15 protein-coding genes are annotated in these 18,414 nt (G+C 33.5%); 8 read left to right on the top strand and 7 right to left on the bottom strand.

Annotated features, from left to right (window positions below):
* Positions 1-557 precede the first annotated feature (557 nt).
* Positions 558-4,826: an NACHT domain-containing protein gene (locus tag ACKTTZ_RS17415; RefSeq protein WP_407846147.1), complete on the top strand. Its 4,269-nt coding sequence runs from the start codon at positions 558-560 to the stop codon at positions 4,824-4,826.
* 174 nt (positions 4,827-5,000) lie between these two features.
* Positions 5,001-5,204 (top strand): JAB domain-containing protein, encoded by a 204-nt coding sequence (locus tag ACKTTZ_RS17420; RefSeq protein WP_407849180.1) that lies wholly within the window; start codon positions 5,001-5,003, stop codon positions 5,202-5,204.
* Between the two features lie 171 nt (positions 5,205-5,375).
* Here the strand turns inward: ACKTTZ_RS17420 and ACKTTZ_RS17425 are convergent, their stop codons facing one another.
* From ACKTTZ_RS17425 to ACKTTZ_RS17455, 7 genes are read right to left on the bottom strand one after another with little or no spacing between them, the layout of a single operon-like run.
* Positions 5,376-6,170: a hypothetical protein gene (locus ACKTTZ_RS17425; RefSeq protein WP_407846148.1), complete on the bottom strand. Its 795-nt coding sequence runs from the start codon at positions 6,168-6,170 to the stop codon at positions 5,376-5,378.
* Between the two features lie 42 nt (positions 6,171-6,212).
* Positions 6,213-6,857 (bottom strand): SIR2 family protein, encoded by a 645-nt coding sequence (locus tag ACKTTZ_RS17430; RefSeq protein ID WP_407849182.1) that lies wholly within the window; start codon positions 6,855-6,857, stop codon positions 6,213-6,215.
* A complete protein-coding gene (locus ACKTTZ_RS17435; RefSeq protein WP_407846149.1) occupies positions 6,845-7,396 on the bottom strand; it encodes a hypothetical protein in 552 nt (183 codons plus the stop codon). Before ACKTTZ_RS17435 ends, ACKTTZ_RS17430 begins: the two co-directional genes overlap by 13 nt.
* A gap of 23 nt (positions 7,397-7,419) precedes the next feature.
* Positions 7,420-7,644: a hypothetical protein gene (locus ACKTTZ_RS17440; protein WP_407846150.1), complete on the bottom strand. Its 225-nt coding sequence runs from the start codon at positions 7,642-7,644 to the stop codon at positions 7,420-7,422.
* Positions 7,645-7,694: 50 nt separating this feature from the next.
* Positions 7,695-9,251, bottom strand: a complete 1,557-nt coding sequence (locus tag ACKTTZ_RS17445) for a caspase domain-containing protein (protein ID WP_407846151.1) — start codon at positions 9,249-9,251, stop codon at positions 7,695-7,697.
* 6 nt (positions 9,252-9,257) lie between these two features.
* A complete protein-coding gene (locus ACKTTZ_RS17450) occupies positions 9,258-9,596 on the bottom strand; it encodes a hypothetical protein (protein WP_407846152.1) in 339 nt (112 codons plus the stop codon).
* Positions 9,565-9,981: a hypothetical protein gene (locus tag ACKTTZ_RS17455; protein WP_407846153.1), complete on the bottom strand. Its 417-nt coding sequence runs from the start codon at positions 9,979-9,981 to the stop codon at positions 9,565-9,567. The genes ACKTTZ_RS17450 and ACKTTZ_RS17455 overlap by 32 nt, the downstream gene beginning before the upstream one ends.
* A 900-nt stretch (positions 9,982-10,881) precedes the next feature.
* Here ACKTTZ_RS17455 and ACKTTZ_RS17460 point away from each other — a divergent pair.
* The 6 genes from ACKTTZ_RS17460 to ACKTTZ_RS17485 all read left to right on the top strand — a co-directional run bounded on the left by ACKTTZ_RS17460 (position 10,882) and on the right by ACKTTZ_RS17485 (position 18,408).
* The gene (locus tag ACKTTZ_RS17460) at positions 10,882-11,775 is read left to right on the top strand and encodes a recombinase family protein (RefSeq protein ID WP_407846154.1); all 894 of its coding nucleotides are present in this window, start codon (positions 10,882-10,884) and stop codon (positions 11,773-11,775) included.
* Between the two features lie 342 nt (positions 11,776-12,117).
* Positions 12,118-12,915, top strand: coding sequence for a hypothetical protein (locus ACKTTZ_RS17465; protein WP_407846155.1), 798 nt, complete (start codon positions 12,118-12,120; stop codon positions 12,913-12,915).
* Between the two features lie 155 nt (positions 12,916-13,070).
* The gene (locus ACKTTZ_RS17470; protein ID WP_407846156.1) at positions 13,071-13,325 is read left to right on the top strand and encodes a hypothetical protein; all 255 of its coding nucleotides are present in this window, start codon (positions 13,071-13,073) and stop codon (positions 13,323-13,325) included.
* Positions 13,326-13,329: 4 nt separating this feature from the next.
* Complete coding sequence (locus ACKTTZ_RS17475) at positions 13,330-13,482, top strand: hypothetical protein (RefSeq protein ID WP_407846157.1); 153 nt, start codon at positions 13,330-13,332, stop codon at positions 13,480-13,482.
* 277 nt (positions 13,483-13,759) lie between these two features.
* A complete protein-coding gene (locus ACKTTZ_RS17480) occupies positions 13,760-15,313 on the top strand; it encodes a T9SS type A sorting domain-containing protein (protein ID WP_407846158.1) in 1,554 nt (517 codons plus the stop codon).
* Positions 15,313-18,408 (top strand): hypothetical protein, encoded by a 3,096-nt coding sequence (locus ACKTTZ_RS17485; RefSeq protein ID WP_407846159.1) that lies wholly within the window; start codon positions 15,313-15,315, stop codon positions 18,406-18,408. The genes ACKTTZ_RS17480 and ACKTTZ_RS17485 overlap by 1 nt, the downstream gene beginning before the upstream one ends.
* Positions 18,409-18,414 lie beyond the last annotated feature (6 nt).

The raw sequence follows: 18,414 nt of genomic DNA on the forward strand, positions 1-18,414 counted from the left end.
AAAAAATCATATTTTAATTAATATGGTAAAATGTTGTTATCCAATTTAAAAATTTTCTTACGCTCTTTCCCAGTTTATTTTTGCAATTTTCAGCTTCCGATTGAACATCATTGGCCGCCAGAGACCTGTTATTTCCCCCGCCTGTTGTGAAAGATATCTTCTCATGCTTTAATATTGAAGTAAGCTTTTTCCGAGGTTTCCGATTCCGCCGGTAATTAAGATGTTAGACATGTATATTCAATATTATTTGGTTAGCCTGATATGATGTTCTGTGAAGTTCGTACTTAGTAATGCTAAGATTATCTACTACCAGTTCCTTATTAGAACAATGCAAATCTCTTATTTAAAATCCGTAATAAACTCCAACTAGTTTAAGAAATGCTTTTTCAATAATGAATTTGATAGTTTGATGATTATTTAACTGATTAGTTTTACATGTTGTTTTATAAGATCAGACAATCAGTTATCAATAGAATTCTTTAATTCTATTGAATATTTTTTTGCCTTATATTGTAAAAAAATGTAAAAAGTGTTAAATTTACGCAAATTTATTTTTAATGGTAAATACTACGCTGATAAGAGTTTTTGTTTCCTGTCCCGGCGATGTCAGTCGTGAGAAAGATATTATTAAAAAACTTTGTGAATCCAGAAATCATGTGTTTTCGGTAAATAACCGAGGAATCATGTTTCAGGTTTTGGACTTTAAAGATATTGTGGCTCCCTGGGGAAACAGATCACAGGAAGATATAAATATCAGATTTTCAGGATATGATATTTATATAGGATTGCTATGGATGAGGTATGGTACGGTTTCAGGTGCTGAAGATCCCATTACCGGAATACCATATGGTTCAGGAACCGAAGAGGAGTTCCGTAATGCTGTCCAAAAGCGTAAAGATGGGGAAGAAATTGGTATCTATTTTTTCTTCAAGGAGCCTCGGGACTTTAAGGATGAAGATGAAAAAAAGGAGTTGTCGAAAGTAAAGAAATTTAAAAGGGAAATCCAAGGAAATGGTTGGGTACATTCTTTTCCCAATACAGAGGATCCGACTAAGTTTATTACCAGCATTTATCAAATACTTGATGAGTGGGTATGGGAAGTTGAAAGAAAAAAGAGAATCGAAGGCAAAAATGAATTTATTGAAGAGATCAAAGAAAGCACCAATACTTCCGATCCTATTGATTTTTCACGCTTTATTATTGGGGTGCAACCCTATAAGAATGTTATACATCGCACTCTAAGTCCGTTTGATACAAAAGCAGATTCAATTGATGTATTTTTTGGAGCTCATCAAGGAAAAGAATTGGTCGAATTGGTTGAAAAGGAATCAAGAATCGTACTACTGGGAGGTGCAGGATCAGGAAAGTCTACCGAATTATCTAATCTTGCAGCGATCCATTCTGTAGCAGATTCGCCATTTGTACCGGTTTTTCAAAGGATGAATACCTATGTTAATGAAAATATAGAAGATTTTCTACCAGAACACTGGGACAAAATCCCTGAAAACATTTGCTTGGTAATTTTGGATGGTCTGGATGAGATTGAACCTGCAAATTTTAATACTGCGGTCAGAAAGATAAATTCCTTTTCATCTAAATTTCAGAATATTCGCATTGTTATCGCTTGCCGGACTAATTTTTATGAATTTCCATCGGGCATTTCCGGAGGTACACTTTCTGATTTTAATGTTTATTTATTTGATGAAATTAATATTAAAAGTATTGTAACCTATGCAAATGATGAATATCATATTAACGGTAGTGACTTTGTACAGGAGGCTTATGATAAAGATTTCAAAGATCTTATCACACAACCGTTTTTCCTTCAGCTTTTATTGGAAAAGTACAAAACGCATAAGAATTTGAAAATCAGTAAAGTGGATTTACTGAATGAATTCATTGACAAAAGGTTTGACCTTGACCAGCAACATTTTAGGGGAACAACCAATTTAAAGTTGCAGAAGGTTAAAGTAATGGGCCTGTTGAGAAAAGTGGCGTTAACTATGGAGTTTATGGGTAAGAATTATGTTACTTTTGATCAGTTATCCCAAATCTTGCCAGAGCCTGCTGAACTTGAATTATTAAAATTTTCTACAACATTCAAAAATTTTGATGCAGATCCCAAGATGTGGGGATTTGAGCATAACAATATTCAGGAATTTTTGGCGGCAAGCTCATTACATGAAATGACGGTTGAAGAGATAAAGGGGATAATTTCTTTTAAAGGTAAGATTATCAAACCAAGCTGGGTCAATACGTTGTTTTTTTTAATGAGTATTATTGACAGTGAAAAAAGAAAGGGATTAATCGAATGGATACTGAATATTGATCCTGAAATTTTGGTCAAGATCGAACCAGATAAAATTGATGCTAAAATAAGATTGGAAATTTTTACAAATATTTTCAACCATTATAAAAAACAAGGAGTATGGCTAAGATCAAACAAATTTACTCCAACGGAACTTGCACGTTTCGCACCGGTGAAATCTGCCAATGAATTTCTGCTAAAAGAACTACTGGATAAAAACAACACAAGATATACCAGACTGAACGCCATTCATTTAATTGATGATCAGATTCTTGGGTCTCAGGAAAATGTAAAAACAAAGGAAGCACTGCGAACCTTTATTTTTGAAGATGTGTCTGACGTCCATTATTTTAATGCTACAGCTTATGCGATGGGATCTCTGAAATATGCAGATCAGGAACTAATTGACGAACTGATGACAACCTATGGAAAAAGTAACAATCAGTATATCCGTTCGGGAATGTACAGGCTGATTCATAAGGCAAAGCTTGAAAGTAAATATGTTGATTATTTAATCGAAGGACTGAATATTTCTGAGATAGATCCTGACAGGGAGAAGGTGAATTTAATAGACGAAAGTATGCAGTTGGAAGAAGCCTTCTCAGCGAAGTTTGAAATTGATGCACTCAGAAAGATACTTAAGTATTTTTCTGATGACAATAATAAAAGAATGCTGTTCAGGCTTGACCATAGGGAAAGAGTTCTCAGGAGTATCATTGATCATTCGGCAGACCTGTACACTCAGTATCCTGATATTTATGATCTTATTAGTAAGGCCTATAAATACAATATACGCCTTGGTGACGAAAAAAGCTTGGATATTTTCAGTAACTTTTTTATTGAAACCAAGACTTCATTAATGATATTTAAAGAGGTTTTTGGAAATAGTGATATTTCATCTTATGAAAGGGCCCGTCTTTATAAAAAACTAATAAATAAAGATGTTACAGATTATGTTATCAGACTGTACAACGAGCATGATTTGACAAATAACAAACTTTTGGAATTTTACAATGAAGTGAAATGGTACGGGAGCAGTGAAAGTAAAGATGAATTGCTGTATCTGGAAAAAGAGATCAGGGCAAACTCAAAAATATTGAATAATGTAAGTGAACCCAAAGTAACAGAAGCGCAAAAGGAATGGGCACAAAAGAATACCGCTGTTTTTTTCTCTCCAGAACAATTCAAACAGGAGTTGGTGCAGTTTTTCGATCAAAATAATATTGGTGAGCTTACTTGGGATTTATTGTACAATCACAAAAAATATGATGAAACAGATATTCTTCATAGTCCGTTTGAGCTTCTTGCAGAGTACACCAGAGGAGGTAATACCGTTAACCTTAAGCAGGTTTTGGATTTTGTTGAGCAAACTGGTAAGTTTGAAGACTATCTTTTTAATAATTTGAAGGATAAACTGGCTGGAGATTCCAGAATAGAATTAACAAAATCACAGATAGATCAGTTAGCTGATTGGGTAAAAGACAGGGTTTCCAAAGCTGATATCAAAAATGCAATTACTGTTAATGATGGTGATAGAAGCAGGGTTAAATTTAACAGACAGGTTCAGATTTTATGGTATTATATTTCCAGATTTGACATCAACGTAGATAAGGAAAAGATTCTTGATTTTACAACCTATGATGATTTAAGTAGAAGTTCAGAATCATTAGACTTTAGTGTGATTGAAAAACAAGTGGGAAAGCAAGAGGTTACCAGGAGAGTGATTGAAAATCTTAAAAATGATATTCATTATGACACATCCTGGAAGAATAATGCCATTTATGCTGTTGAAAATGGATTGGAAGATGCATATCCATTTATTTTAACTGCTTTAGCTGGTATTGATCATGATCATTATGCCAAAAATGAAGTTCTAAGAGCTTTTGATAAATTTGTTGAAGATCCTAAAGATTTGTTGTCACTTCTTTATAATGTGCCAAATGATTCAATCAAATGGGAAATTATAAATCTTATCCTCGTAAGAGGAAGCTATAAAAATGAAATTACTGAATTTCTAACAATCCTGATTGAAAATAACCAGGAGCCTGAACAAGAGAAATATCGTGCATCACAGCAACTAACAAGAGTTGGAGATCCTGCGGGGACACTATATTATTTAAACTACATGTTAAATCATAGCGATGACGATTGCGAAGATGAATTTGATTTTTATTATGATGCAGCCTATCTGAAAAATGTTACAGACCTGGTTTATTTACCAAAAATAATGGATTTGCTAAAAATAGCCAAAACCAAAAAAGACAGGGATGATTTTGACCGTCTTGAAAACTATGTTACTGAGGTTCTCGCAAATATGGCAGGTGGAAGCGAAGAGGGCTTAAATAAGGTAACCGAAGCTTTAAGGTTGTTTGTTGTAGAAAACCAGGGAATAATAGAACATATTAATTTTTTCTATCCATTTATAGAGAGGTTGGAACATCAATTTTATTTAGCACAATCTCAAAAAGGTGATATAAAAACGGCCTTAGCTGAGGTTGCAAAGATTTTACATTATTGATTTGGTTAAGCTGACAATTGGTAACGGATCAGATGTGGAGGGATAAATGAGGTGAATCATTATAGATAAATGTTGAAGATATTTTTGCATTGTAAAAGACTACATATCGTTATTTATGATTTCCTTAGTGGTAATTACTGATATTGATAGTTGCAGGCAGCTTTAAGGATTATTTTGCAGGCAGCGCTGTTATGTAACTCAAGTACAATTATTATCTGTCATAATAATGCTTCTGGAAATCTAAAACCTTCCACCGAAGATATAAAAATGACAAATAAGATCAAGGAAGCTGGTAATGTTTTAGATTTAAAGCTATTGGATCATATTATTCTGACATCTGAAAGTTATTATTCATTTGCAGACGAGGGACATTTATAAAACTAATCTTATTTAATTTCTGAGTATAGTTAATCAACTTTGCTCAGAAAAAAAATCCCAGCAAAAGCTGGGATTTTTTCCAAATCATCATTGCTTTAATTTATTTTTTCATACTATTTTACCGGTACTTCAAGGTTCATAATGTACCAATAAAACAAATGCTTAGATGATCTAATATTTAATTTCTGTGACGTCGTTTAATTTTGATAAAATGCCATTATCAATCTGATTTAATGACAACAACTCGCAAAAAGTTTTACCCACCGAAGTGATATTTACCTTTGCCAAAGGAATCGGTGAAGACAAATCACTTTCATTCATTCTGCTGTCAATGCTTATCAAACCTTTTTGCTGTAGTTCCCGTGTCTCAGAAATAATATCTATCACTTTAATCTCCCAATTTCCATCAGCTCTTAATTTGGGAACCTTAAGAGCTCTTGTATCTTGCAGCTTTTCATAAAATAGCTGCAAGATACAAAACTGTTGAAATGATAGTGTGTTGGAGTTTTTAATGATTTGATTTGCGTGCGCACGATTGATTTCTGGATGGAAACAAATGTTAGCATACAAATTGCCTAGAAATTTTAATTTCAACTCTTCTGATTCCCGCTGGGCAGATAAGATTATAGCCTCCAATAATTCTTCTGATGCCGGGCGGTTATTGTCAATTGGCTCAAAAAAATCATCATCTCTTAGCGTATGCCCTTCATTCTCATTTTGTCGTATCCTATCGATTGCAAAGGTGTACGCAGCTCCTGTTCTCATTACTTCCCTTGAGCTTAAAAATCTGTTTTGTATTTCAGTACCAATATCGGTAAAGATCTTTGTTAGTATAGGTGCTGCCGCTCCGCCTACAATAATTCCTGTAGTTCCTGGAATTACGGCACTAAGCAATGCGCTTCCTATGCCCCCTGAGATTTCTGATCCTGTTTCAATTATTGATTTGATGACATCTGTCTTTTTCATTATAATATTTTTAATTTTAGTAATCATTAAAAATGATCGCTTTTAGTTCCAAATTTTAGGGTACTCATCATAAAATGACTGACCTATTCCATTAATAAAAATTGATATTCTCCCATTATCACTATCAACTGTATGTTCTAACCCGCTCCTAACTTTATAAGTTGAAAATTTAGTGTTAAAAATATCACTTACTTCATGCATTATTCGATATAAATCACTTTCCGAATCATCCAAACAGGAATGATTGTAATAAAGGACAATTATTATTTTAGAATTTTTATCGATGAATTGAAGGTTGTTGTTGACGTGTGGATCGTTAAAACTGTAACCAATAATCAATACTTTTTTAGCGGAAATGCAATCGGATGTAAAAGAATGGAAAATTTCCAAAAAAGGACTAGAATTGATTCTAGTCAGTTTATTATAACCTGAAATGATAGGAGAATGGAGTAGTGCTTCCCTGGAAATAGTATAGCTACCAGAACTTTGAATATATTTTCGTTCCTCAGGTTCTTTATTCTTTTTTATAGGCTTCCATATTTCCCATAAGATACATCCGTGGAGATTGTAGTAACAATCTGTAGACCTGTTGCTGATTACTTCATTTGAATCAAAAACATCTGACGGAAATCCATCAAAATAATCTCTAAATTGATTAAACCAATTATCATAATTTAGTGTGTAAATTCTTCTGTTGTATGTTTTTTGTCAAAGGCTACGTCCAGGAAATTACTGAATTCCGCCATGCCTTTATTAGTGGAATTCTCATTATGTGGCTTTATTTGTCTTGAGATTTCATCTATAAGATGATTGTATAATTTTTCAAGAAATATAAAAATGAAATGATTTCCTCTCGGATTGCGAACTCTATTTATTTGGGTGATCAATTTTTTATTTAAGGAAAAAACGGAGTTTTTTACACTATTCTGGTATTTTTTAAACCGATTCGATCTTTCATAATCTTCAACATAAGAATACAATTCCTCAATCATTTGTAGAATTGTTTCAAAATTGATTTGGTGCAGATTATCTTCAATTTTTGTCTCGTCCAGTTTATTCCAGTAGCAGAATTCATTATAGATGAATTTGACCAATTCTTTGTCATCAGTAAGATCTGGATGATTATAGGAGATAAAAGATTTTGTAATAGAAGAAGTTGTAATATGAAAAAAATCCGGTCCTGCAGTTATACCTGCACCGGCTAGGATAAGCAAGTTATCTTTCATAAAAGAAGTTTTATTTATTCAATCTAATATGTTATTTTTTCAATGGTAAAAACGTTGACATTTCTTTGCTCAGTACCAAGATCTAAGGTGATACTGTGCGGCATAATGTCTCCTGCATCAGTTGGATGTATTTCGATAAGATAGCCTGAGATTGTTTCAATTTCTCCATTGTAATTTTTATAATCAATAGTAATTTTACTTTTCAGTAATTTTTCAAAATCTTGAAGTGAGTAATTGAGTGGGTGCATAGTTTTAGTTTTGTTTTTAAATTAATATACGATTTTACATATCTATTATTTTATTCTAAAAGTCTTAATTCCGGATTTTGCTGTAAAGCTTTACGAGTCTCTTGGAAAGCTAATACCAGATTGCCCGGACTGGTTTGGTAGTCGTAAATAATATTTATAGAAGAAGGATCAACCTCTATTTCATAATTTAATCCTTCGATTTTTATTTGACACGAACTTAGATCTGCGTCGTCATAATCTACTCTTATTGCGGGATTTTTTAAATCTTCAATTCTATCAATTAAATCATTTATGTTGATTTCTTTCCCAGTTTCAAAGGATAGCTTATCAAAATGACTGCTGAAAATTTTACTTAGAGCTGGACTGGATGCCAGATTCGGATCGGTTAAATTTTCAAGTCTTCTGATTAGAATATATTCACCTGGTTCATCTTCTGACTGCTCGACATTCATGCTATAATCAAAATGCGGTGTTTCAATAGATCCACTGCCGCTATCTAGAGTAGCTCTTATGTCTTTTCTATTGTAACCAACATTATCTCGGATTTTTTTGCTTAAATCATTGATTTCATCTTTTATTAGATCAGCAGCAATTCCCCTAATAAAATTTCTTGTGGACTGTGCAACAAATCTTGGAACTTTGTGGCTTCCACTCTGAAATCCTGGGAGTTTTTTAACTGTATCAATCTCCTCTCCTAATAAGGAAACTTTCAACAAAGCAATGTCCGTATTTTCTGCTTTTTTTACCTGTGCTTCAAAGATTGGATTTAGATTGGCAATAATAAATCTGCTTGTTTCTGTTCCAAACTTTACTGGTGTCTGGTCTAATTTTTTAACAGTGTTAAATTTAACGTACTCGGAAGTGTTTTTATTGAGATAATCCTGTAAGTGATCACTGAATAATAATCCTTTCTCATAAATACTTGTGGCTTCTCCTGTCAATGCTTTAATTAAAAAATGTGTCCAAACACCGTTTTTTAAAGCTGCATTAGAGACAGAAGTTTGATGATTCTGACAGCTGGCAAATCCTACAACGAACTGTTCTTCTCTAAATTGATATATAAGTTCATCTATTTCAAAACTATCAGCTGCAGCACGAACACTTCCTCCTCCTTCGAAGCCGCTGTGACAGCAGTCAAAGAACAATATTTTCTGAGTTGATGCAGATTTTTTCAAATGTCCCAAAATAACTTCAACGGAAGCACAAGTCTCTTTTTTTTCAGTTTTTCTCGCATCAACAGGAGCAAGAAGATTTTCGCCTTCTTCGTAAAATCCATGTCCTGCAAAATAGATAATAATTCGGTCGTCTTTCTGTGCTATTTTACTGATCTTCTTTATTTCTTGAATGATATTGCTTAAAGTTGCTTTATCGTTAATGAGCTCTGTGAAGACACTTTTATCCTCTAAACTTAATTTTCTAAATGCTTCTATGAAATCTCTTGCATCTTTTTCGGCGAAATCAACTGTGTCAAAGTTTTTACTTTCGTGATAATTTTCTACAGCTATAACAAGTATATATGTTTGTCCTGCATTCATGTTAAATCTTTTATTTTCAATGGTATTAAACCAAATATAATTTAGCATCTTATAAAAGTCAAATTCGCTCATTTAAAATCAAATCAATTTATTTTCTAAGTCGGTAATGAGTGTCCTAACATAGTTTTCATCTATATCATCCTCTCTGAAAAGCCTTTCTCTAGCAAGTTTTTTCGTTTTTTCATTCATTTTTGTAAGGAAATCCACCGAATAAACCTTAGGATAATCATCAAGATCGATCGTCGAAACTTTTGTATTGGATACTCTGATATATTCACCAATTTTAGGAGCAAGCAGATCAGAAAGTCTAGCATCTTTAGTAACAAATATTGCTCTTATATTTCTGCCTACCAACTCAGATAATAGTTCGTTATTGGTACTGAGTTTAGAATGCAATATATCCCATGCTGTCTTCATTGCCTCTTTTAGAACAACTTCTTTTTTTTGAGCCTATACGAAGCATTTTCCAATAATCTGAATTTCCTCCAAAAATCTGCATTGCCAATCGGTGTTCATAACCTAGCATAAATCCTAGATCATTTTCTATCCAGTTAAAAAATTCTTCTACATTCTTTTCGGCACGATTTAATCCCAGACCTCTTTGAGCAATTTCACAGATTTTTAATAGACCAACATAATAGGGATTAACACGACTTTCGATTATTGACTTGACAATATTTTTATCGATTCGGATTTCATTTTCAACATGAAAGTCCCTGTAGTAGTCAAAATCCAGTTTTTTGAATTCTTTTACAGGGATATTGAATGCAAAATGTAGTTTATTGTAATAATCATCAAACATGTCATATTTTACCTCAAGGTTTTTACGATCATATGATGATTCTAAGAGCCCCCAGACTGCAAAATATTCGACATTGTTTTTTTGACAGAACTGGATTAAATTGAAAATTTTGGATTTTTCAGCTTTAGAGTTTTTACCCCAGCCTATTAAGCTTTAATATCAATACACACGGAGGTATCTAAAACGAATATATAGCCCTGCCCAGTTTCGTCAAAATGCTTTTGAAGTTCTTCTTTGCTTGGTAAATCTATTTTTCCAAGATCGGATATAAGTTTAAAATGTTCAACATTGTTTTCATTTTCATTGGTTATTTTCTTTTTATTGAATTACAGCATAATTTGACTATTTAGGGCATACCTAAAATGCAGTCTCGAAGTATTTTCATAGTTAAAGGAAGGAATGATGTCTAATTTGAATTCAGACAAGTTCATACTAGATTCGTAAAATTTTGCTTGAGAAGACTTGCTGTGTGCTATCTTAAGTATTTCATTTTTTTCTTCTTCTGTTAGCTTTAATCCTAAAATGATCTCCTTAACAGCCTCATTGGGAAATTTGTGAACTTTATCTGCTTCATAATGCTTCGTAATTCGGTATTCATCCTCATATTCCGATTCGCTTGATTTTGCAAATAAAATAGTATTTGCACCAATTCCTTCACTTGGATCGGAGGTATAACTGCCGATTTGATTTGCTCATTGAACAAAAATAAATCTATTTTATATGAACTTTTTATGGGAATCCGTAATTGAAATCAAATTGAGTTGACTCCTAAAATATATTTAACAATTTATTAGAGTTTGCAGTTACAATATAAATCCAATGTTATAATAGGATATAGAGCTTTTTATTTAATGTTTTTTTAAATTATTAATTTGTAAATCAAATAAATACATTAATTATATGAAATCAGCTTACTTATATGTTCGTGTAAGTACAGACGAACAAAAAAGAAAAGGTTACTCCCTGCCGGAACAGGAGGATAGATTACTAAAGTATTGTAAATACAACAATATTGAAGTCAAAGGAATTTATCGAGAAGATTACTCTGCAAAAAACTTCAATAGACCTGAGTGGAAAGAATTATTCTTCGAAATTAAAAAGAAATCGGCAGGAGAGAATAAAAACATATTATTCATCAAATGGGATCGATTCAGCCGTAATGTGGAGTATGCTTACGAGATGATTGGAAAGCTTAGGAAGTATAAGACAACGGCAATGGCTATTGATCAGCCTATTGATTTCTCCGTGCCGGAAAGTACGGTTATGTTAGCTGTGTATTTAGCGGTTCCAGAGGCAGAAAATACCCGAAGAGCTCAAAATACGGCGAATGGTATTCGCCGTGCAAAACTAATGGGGAGATATCCTAATAAAGCGCCAATAGGATTTATCAATGTAACATTGATGGATGGTAAAAAAGCTATTGTTCCTAAAGAACCTGAAGCCGAAATTATAAAATGGGCTTTCAATCAAGTTATCCAGAATGATCATAGAATTTCTGAGATTAGAAAAATAGCTAATGATAAGGGATTAATGTGTTCAAGGTCACACTTTTTTAGGGTTTTGCGTAATCCAATTTATTGTGGATTAATATCTATTAAGATTAACTCTAATGAAGAACAAATTGTGCAGGGTTTACACGAACCCTTAATATCGGAATCATTATTTGATCAGGTACAGTCTGTTGTTAATACGAAAAGAAAGGCTACTGCTAAAAGAGATGATTTGCAATCAGTGTTTTTTCTTAGAGGCTTTTTGACATGTCCTGTTTGTGATAGAAAACTTACTTATGCATAAAAAAAGAGAGACAACTATCAAATAGTTGTCTCCTTAAGTGCAAGACGAGTGTATCTTCAAACACTTTTATTGATGATTTGGTACGTTTAAGTAAAATTAAACAAGAATTGCAAAGTTCATTTTTATGAAGTATTTTTGGTAATGATATACCTCAATGTACCAGCGCGTGAGTCTTTATTAAAGATGATCATCAAATTAATTTTATAAATAAAACCAATCTTTAATTTCGATACAAAATATGATATATTATAATTTAGATTGGATTATCATATAATAAACCTATTCCAAAAACGCACTATACAATGGTGCATTCAAGTATATCGTTACCTACATTCAAAGAAAATGATAAAGCAACTAATAATATTTTTAATATGTGTTTTTTTTGTAAATATCGATGCAAAAAACGTGACACTGCATCATACTAGTGGAAATGTTACAGTACATATATCCTGTTTTTCTTACAGAGAGGAAATTAACAAAGGGATCATAATTGGTGAATGTGTTCAAGAATTATCTAAAAAATATAATTATAATGATTCTATTGAAATTTTTTTAGAAATGATTCCAGATCAACACCCAAAATATTTTTTCAGAAATAAAAAAAATATTTTTTTACATGTTAATGCATACAATTTTGATTTGTTGGATAATCTAAAAATAATAGAATTTGCTATACTGAAAAAAGGAAAAATTCCTACTGATGTGAACTATAATGAAATTTTAAGGGGAGCAAATTCCAAGCAAATTAGTCAAGTTTTAATGTTGCCTGTTGAACGTCCTAACATAGTGAAAGAATTAAGCAATAATAGTGATTATTCTTATCGATATCAAAACAATAAATTTAACATTTACAATATTAAAACTAACGAAAATTTACTTAGTAGTAATTCGATTTATTTATTTTGTACAATCGCATATTCGAGACCTATAATCTTTATTAATAATCACCAATTTTACTATCAAAATCTTAATGGAGATTTGAAGTTAATATCTTTTAGTGGAGAGAATAAATTGTCTGAAAATCTACCGATAAAGGAATTTAATAATTTCGTTTTATTCAATATTATAGGAAAAGAAAATAATAATATAGCTATCTTAAATTTAAATGAAGACAAGTTGCTTGATAATTTAAAATGGTAAACGTAAGTTAAATAAAGTAAGGTAATAGAAAAGCAGTCTCATTGAGGCTGCTTTTTTTTGAATACCCTCATGTGACAAATATGGTATTTAGCTGCCATTACTTAAAATAAACCTGTCCGACTTTATATCTTACATGGTACACAATAATTTAAGTCATGGATAGCAATAAAAACGATGAATGGGTTACTGTTAGGAAAACAGGATACACTTTACTGGTGCTTCATCATGAAACGGGTACTGTTGGGATTAAGGGATTGGGTGAGGATGGGGAAGTGAATAGAGTGGGTCCTGAGGAGCTGAACCGTGATGAAATGCTCAGTATTGAGTGTAATGAGAATTCTTTTACTGAGTTTTATTCTACGTTTTATCACCAGCTGAAGGAGCGAGCCTTCGGAGTTTTCATTTTTTGAAGTAATGGAATATGAAGCAAAGCAGACGGCTGTAAATCTTCAGAAGCATATTGATAAGGCTTGTGATGAAGAGAAAAAAGAGCTGAAGCAATATGAGATTTCTATTGATGTGGTGGAAGTGCATAGAAAGGCTGGGGAAGAGAATATGCTAAAGTAGATGATCCCTTGGATAATCCAGATTATTTATGGTGCAAATTTTAGATTCATATTTTGCTTAAGCAAGAATATAATACGTCGTATTTTGTCGCTTTGCGGATATATCTTTGCATTATTAAAGAATGTTAATCAATTCCTTTGGACGAAACTTTAAAAAGTTTAATTTTGCAGTCATCAAAAACATAACCATGAACAATAATTATTCTATACATTTTGTGTATTTCTAATATACACAATAATTAAATCAGTATTTACTTAAAATTAATTACAGCACAAGCATGAAAAAACTCTACACGGGTGCATTACTCTTATGCACTACTATGGGGATATTTGCTCAGGAAGTACTCTGGCAGAAAGATATTAAGTCCAGTTCGCAGGATTTTTTAAGCCAGGTTACTACTACTATTGATTGGCAATACCTTATCGCGGGAAGCAGTATCCAAACGGAAAAACTCCAACAAAACAGCCAACAAAACAATGGTTATGACTTTCACCTGATAAAATTGAATCAACAGGGAGAACAGGTTTTCGAGAAATATTTATCAGGAAATAATCACGACTATTTATCTTCCACTGTCACTACCCAGGATGGTGGTTTTCTGATTTCTGGGACCTCATATTCAGAAAAAGGACTTGATAAAAAAGAAGATTCTAAGGGAGGTTCAGACATTTGGCTCATTCGGATCAATGAATTTGGTGATGAATTGTGGCAGAAAACATTAGGTACCTCTTCGAATGAAGAAGCTAAAGCAGTTATCCAGACTATAGATCAGGGATTCTTTGTTGCCGGGAATGTACAGAACTCCTCTAAAGGTTATGGTTCTAAGGACGTCTGGATTGTAAGACTCGACAAAGAAGGGAAAATATTATCTGAACAAACATTGGGAGGACGCGGACTTGATGAAGTTGAAAAGATGATCCCAACGAAAGACGGCGGAGCATTGCTTGGAATTTATTCCAGAAGTGGAGTTGTAATTGGAGATAAGACGGGTAAGCAGACAGAAAACTTTGGTGAAGGCGACTACTGGATTGTCAAACTTGATAAAAATGGCAAAGTTGAATGGGAAAAGAATTTTGGAGGGAAAGATGATGACCATATCAGAACACTGGCATTAACTTCAAATGGTTTTATTGTCGGTGGAGAATCCAGATCAGAAAGGTCAGGCAATAAAGCTGTTGGTATTGAAGAAGGCACAGACCTCTGGCTGATTGCTTTAAATGAAAGAGGAGAAGAGCAGTGGCAGAAATCCTATAATTTCAAGAATCGTGATATCCTGATGGGAATGATTGTGATTCATTCAGCAGACGATAAATCATCCAAAGGAATTCTTTTAGGGGGCTATACTCAAGCTGAGGGAAGAATACAAACTGATGATGAAACCTTCTGGATGCTATATCTTGATCATAATGGAAATGAACAGTGGAGAAAACATGTGAAAGGAGAATCCAGAAAGAAGGAAGAAAGACTTTCAGATCTGAAACTCAATAGAGATGGTTCTATTATTCTTGCAGGAACAAGTGCAGAAGAGTTAGGTAAAGAAAACTGGAAGATTGTAAAGCTGGGAGACAAGCAAGTAAGTGAGCTTCTTCCCCAGTATGATATAAAGATCTATCCGAACCCTGTATCTGATTATGCTTATGTAGAAATCGGTTTTGATTTTAAGGATGCAGATATTTTGTTGTACGACATGAGTGGAAGACAGCTTCAAAATATAAAAACTAAGAACAGAGTGACAAAGATCAATACTCAGGCTTTGGTTCAGGGAGCTTATCTGGTGACGATAAAAACTGATTCGGGTAAAACTTCAAACGCAAAACTGATAAAAAAATAATGATGAAAAAGATATTCTTAATAATGGCACTGCCATTAATATCGAATGTTTCGATATGGGCACAGACACTACAACTGCCTAAAAATATACAATCTCCCAATGCTGCTTCTTTAGGGAAATACGGGGATGTACCAATGGATCTCTCTTCGGGAAGAGCCAATGTAAGCATACCTTTGTATTCTCTTAATGAAAATGGTATTCCATTAGATATAAGTGTAAGTTATGATACAGGAGGAGTGAGAGTGAGTGATACCCCTGGATGGGTAGGACAAAACTGGACATTCAATGCAGGAGGTGTGATTACAAGAGTCGTTAAAGGTACTTCGTTCGACGAAAAATTCACCAATGATGTTCCTATGGGCTCCAGCCAATGGGGGATAGCGAGCGGTTATTATTACTATACACCTGCCCTTAATGGGGCCCAGTGGAATAGTGTTAGTAATATGACAACAGTATTAAAAAACGGAGGTATAACCAATAGTACTTATCCGGCAGCAGACCTGGAACCCGATATTTTTATTTTCAACTTTATGGGCCATGTAGGAAAATTCTTTCTGGGCTCTGATGGAGTTTGGAAAGTATCTTCTAAGGATAATATGAAGGTGGAAATCAATATGAATGATAAGATTACACCAATGAACTTTCCTGCTACCAATAATTTCAATCAGAGACCATTTTTAAAGGTTCTTGGTAAAATTACCATGACTGATGATCAAGGCAATAAATATATATTCGGAGGTATACAGGATAATATAGAATATACCATTCCTGACTTCTATAATCAATTGGTGAATCCAGTTATTGCTAATGCTTGGTATCTTTCGGAAGTATATGATAAAGAAGGAACTAAGATTTATTCCTTTGAATATGAGAGAGGAGATTATATAGCATCCTTCTATAATACGAATTCTTTTAGCGGATATAGCAAACAGTTTGATGGTAATATATTCGTTCCGGGGGTGGGATGTAGCGGCGGAAGCAGTATAAGTAATCAGGTCGTTGCTGCTGGACAGCTGATCATTCCTACTTATTTGAAATCCATTACTACAAAATCTGCAAGAACAATTAATTTCTCATCATCAATTAACAATTCACTGAAATACAGGTACAATAATGGAGACCCTACTCTAGACAGTGCTTTCTCCAATATCTTAAGTTATCTGGCGGGGCTGGCCCTACCGGGAGATTATGAAAATGCGATGTTCTATTATATCAAAAGATTACAGAATGGAGTTACCCCAAATCCCAATGTCACATCAGGACACTTTGACTCGTATATCAATGCATTGAAATGGAGAAAATTAGATGGATTTGTAGCAAGAGACAGCCAAAACAATGTCTTAAAACAGGTTTCATTCAGCTATAATAATACCCCAGCTGAAAGATTGAAACTGGAAAAATTAACGGTGGATAATCAATTTGATCATACCTTCGAATACAATAATTTTAATCAGCTTCCGGGCTTGCTTTCTACTAATGTAGACCATTTCGGATATTACAAGTCTACTCCTTTTTCTCTGGACTATAATTCACCTACAATTCATGAGCCTTCAAGGGAAACAGATCCTACAAAAGTGTATTTTGGAACCTTATCAAAAATTACATATCCTTTGAAAGGCTATACAATATTTGAATATGAACCTCATACCTATTCCAAATATCTGGATTCAAACAGCAGCCTGGTTTCGGGGAATGGAATTATCGGTGGGGTAAGGATAAAAAGAATGTCGGATTTCAGTGATCCACAAAATAAGATTGTAAAAGACTACAGCTATACCATTGATACCAACTCTACTGTATCCTCAGGAACATTGCTTCAAAAAAATGTGTATTATGTAAAGAATTTTCTTATTCCTACTGAGAATGGTATTCCTTACTATCAAACCCAGTTCAGTATAGGATCTGTAGTACAGCTTTCCAACTTGATGGGACCGCAGATTGAGTATTCAACAGTGGTTGAGAAAACAGAGAATAACGGATATATTGTCAATAATTTTACTAATTATTCAGATTTTCCTAATCTACCTAATAGTGGAAAACTAGGACAAAATAATTCCATTTTTGATCCTCATACGGAGTTCGGTTATAAAAGAGGTCTTCCCAAAGAAAGAAGATTTTATAATTCAAGTAATGATCTGTTAAAAGAGGAAATTTTCACCTATAGTGAAACTTCTCCCCAAGCAGCAAGGGGGCTGAGTGGTAAATTTTTTCTTGCTTGTCCTCAATCTAATGGGCAGACACAAGAATTTGTTATTGCCGGAACTGCATATGAATTGTACTATTCTGACTTTAACCTTACCACAAAAAAAAACAGAACTTATGGAAGTGCCGGGCAGTATTTTGAAATGGTTGAAAATAGCAATTTTTCCGATCAGGGAAACTTTGGGGATAATTTTCTGAAGAATAAATCCTTCATTGATACCAATGGGAAATCAATATCCGAGAATTACCTCTATTCTTTTGATAAAAATGGTACTGAGCCATACACAACCATGGTAAATCGAAGAGAGTACCCAGTTGTAGAAACGAGTAAACTTGCCAATCAGGAGCTGTTAAGTAAAACGATAACAGAGTATGCTCTTATTCCAACAGTGGCGTCGAATGGAACTGCTGTGGCTTCCCGAATATTTCCTCAAAAAGTATCGGAAGCTAAGGGTAATAATGCACTTGACGAAAAGTTGATCGTTGATAAATATGATACTGACGGGCATATTTTGAAGGCACACCTACCAACCGGAAACTATACTTATTATTATTATGGTTACGATAACAAATATCCGATATTGAAGATAGAAGGTGTCGAGATTACAGATGAAAGTACTGTTTTAGGATATCTGGCAACGCTTAAGCCTTTGCTTAACGTAATCTCACCTAACTATACCCAAATTATCCAGCAGCAGGCGAATATCATTAATGCTCTGCCTAATCATCTTTGTACATTGTACACTTACAAGAATGAGTTTGGGGTTAGCAGTATCATGAATTCATCAGGTGTGATTGAATATTATAACTATGATAATATTGGACGGTTGATGAATGTGAAGGATCAGAATGGAAAACTTGTAAAGAGTTTTACATATGAAATTAAAAACTAATAATCT

This window comes from Chryseobacterium sp. KCF3-3 (genome assembly GCF_045865955.1).
GTDB lineage: Bacteria > Bacteroidota > Bacteroidia > Flavobacteriales > Weeksellaceae > Chryseobacterium.

Coding starts and splice junctions, on each gene's coding strand:
- ACKTTZ_RS17485 (WP_407846159.1), top strand. CDS start 15,313: ATGATGAAAAAGATATTCTTAATAATGGCACTGCCATTAATATCGAAT.
- ACKTTZ_RS17480 (WP_407846158.1), top strand. CDS start 13,760: ATGAAAAAACTCTACACGGGTGCATTACTCTTATGCACTACTATGGGG.
- ACKTTZ_RS17450 (WP_407846152.1), bottom strand. CDS start 9,596: ATGAAGACAGCATGGGATATATTGCATTCTAAACTCAGTACCAATAAC.
- ACKTTZ_RS17470 (WP_407846156.1), top strand. CDS start 13,071: ATGGATAGCAATAAAAACGATGAATGGGTTACTGTTAGGAAAACAGGA.
- ACKTTZ_RS17440 (WP_407846150.1), bottom strand. CDS start 7,644: ATGCACCCACTCAATTACTCACTTCAAGATTTTGAAAAATTACTGAAA.
- ACKTTZ_RS17425 (WP_407846148.1), bottom strand. CDS start 6,170: ATGAAAAAGACAGATGTCATCAAATCAATAATTGAAACAGGATCAGAA.
- ACKTTZ_RS17465 (WP_407846155.1), top strand. CDS start 12,118: ATGATAAAGCAACTAATAATATTTTTAATATGTGTTTTTTTTGTAAAT.
- ACKTTZ_RS17435 (WP_407846149.1), bottom strand. CDS start 7,396: ATGAAAGATAACTTGCTTATCCTAGCCGGTGCAGGTATAACTGCAGGA.
- ACKTTZ_RS17475 (WP_407846157.1), top strand. CDS start 13,330: ATGGAATATGAAGCAAAGCAGACGGCTGTAAATCTTCAGAAGCATATT.
- ACKTTZ_RS17460 (WP_407846154.1), top strand. CDS start 10,882: ATGAAATCAGCTTACTTATATGTTCGTGTAAGTACAGACGAACAAAAA.
- ACKTTZ_RS17415 (WP_407846147.1), top strand. CDS start 558: ATGGTAAATACTACGCTGATAAGAGTTTTTGTTTCCTGTCCCGGCGAT.
- ACKTTZ_RS17445 (WP_407846151.1), bottom strand. CDS start 9,251: ATGAGCGAATTTGACTTTTATAAGATGCTAAATTATATTTGGTTTAAT.
- ACKTTZ_RS17455 (WP_407846153.1), bottom strand. CDS start 9,981: ATGTTTGATGATTATTACAATAAACTACATTTTGCATTCAATATCCCT.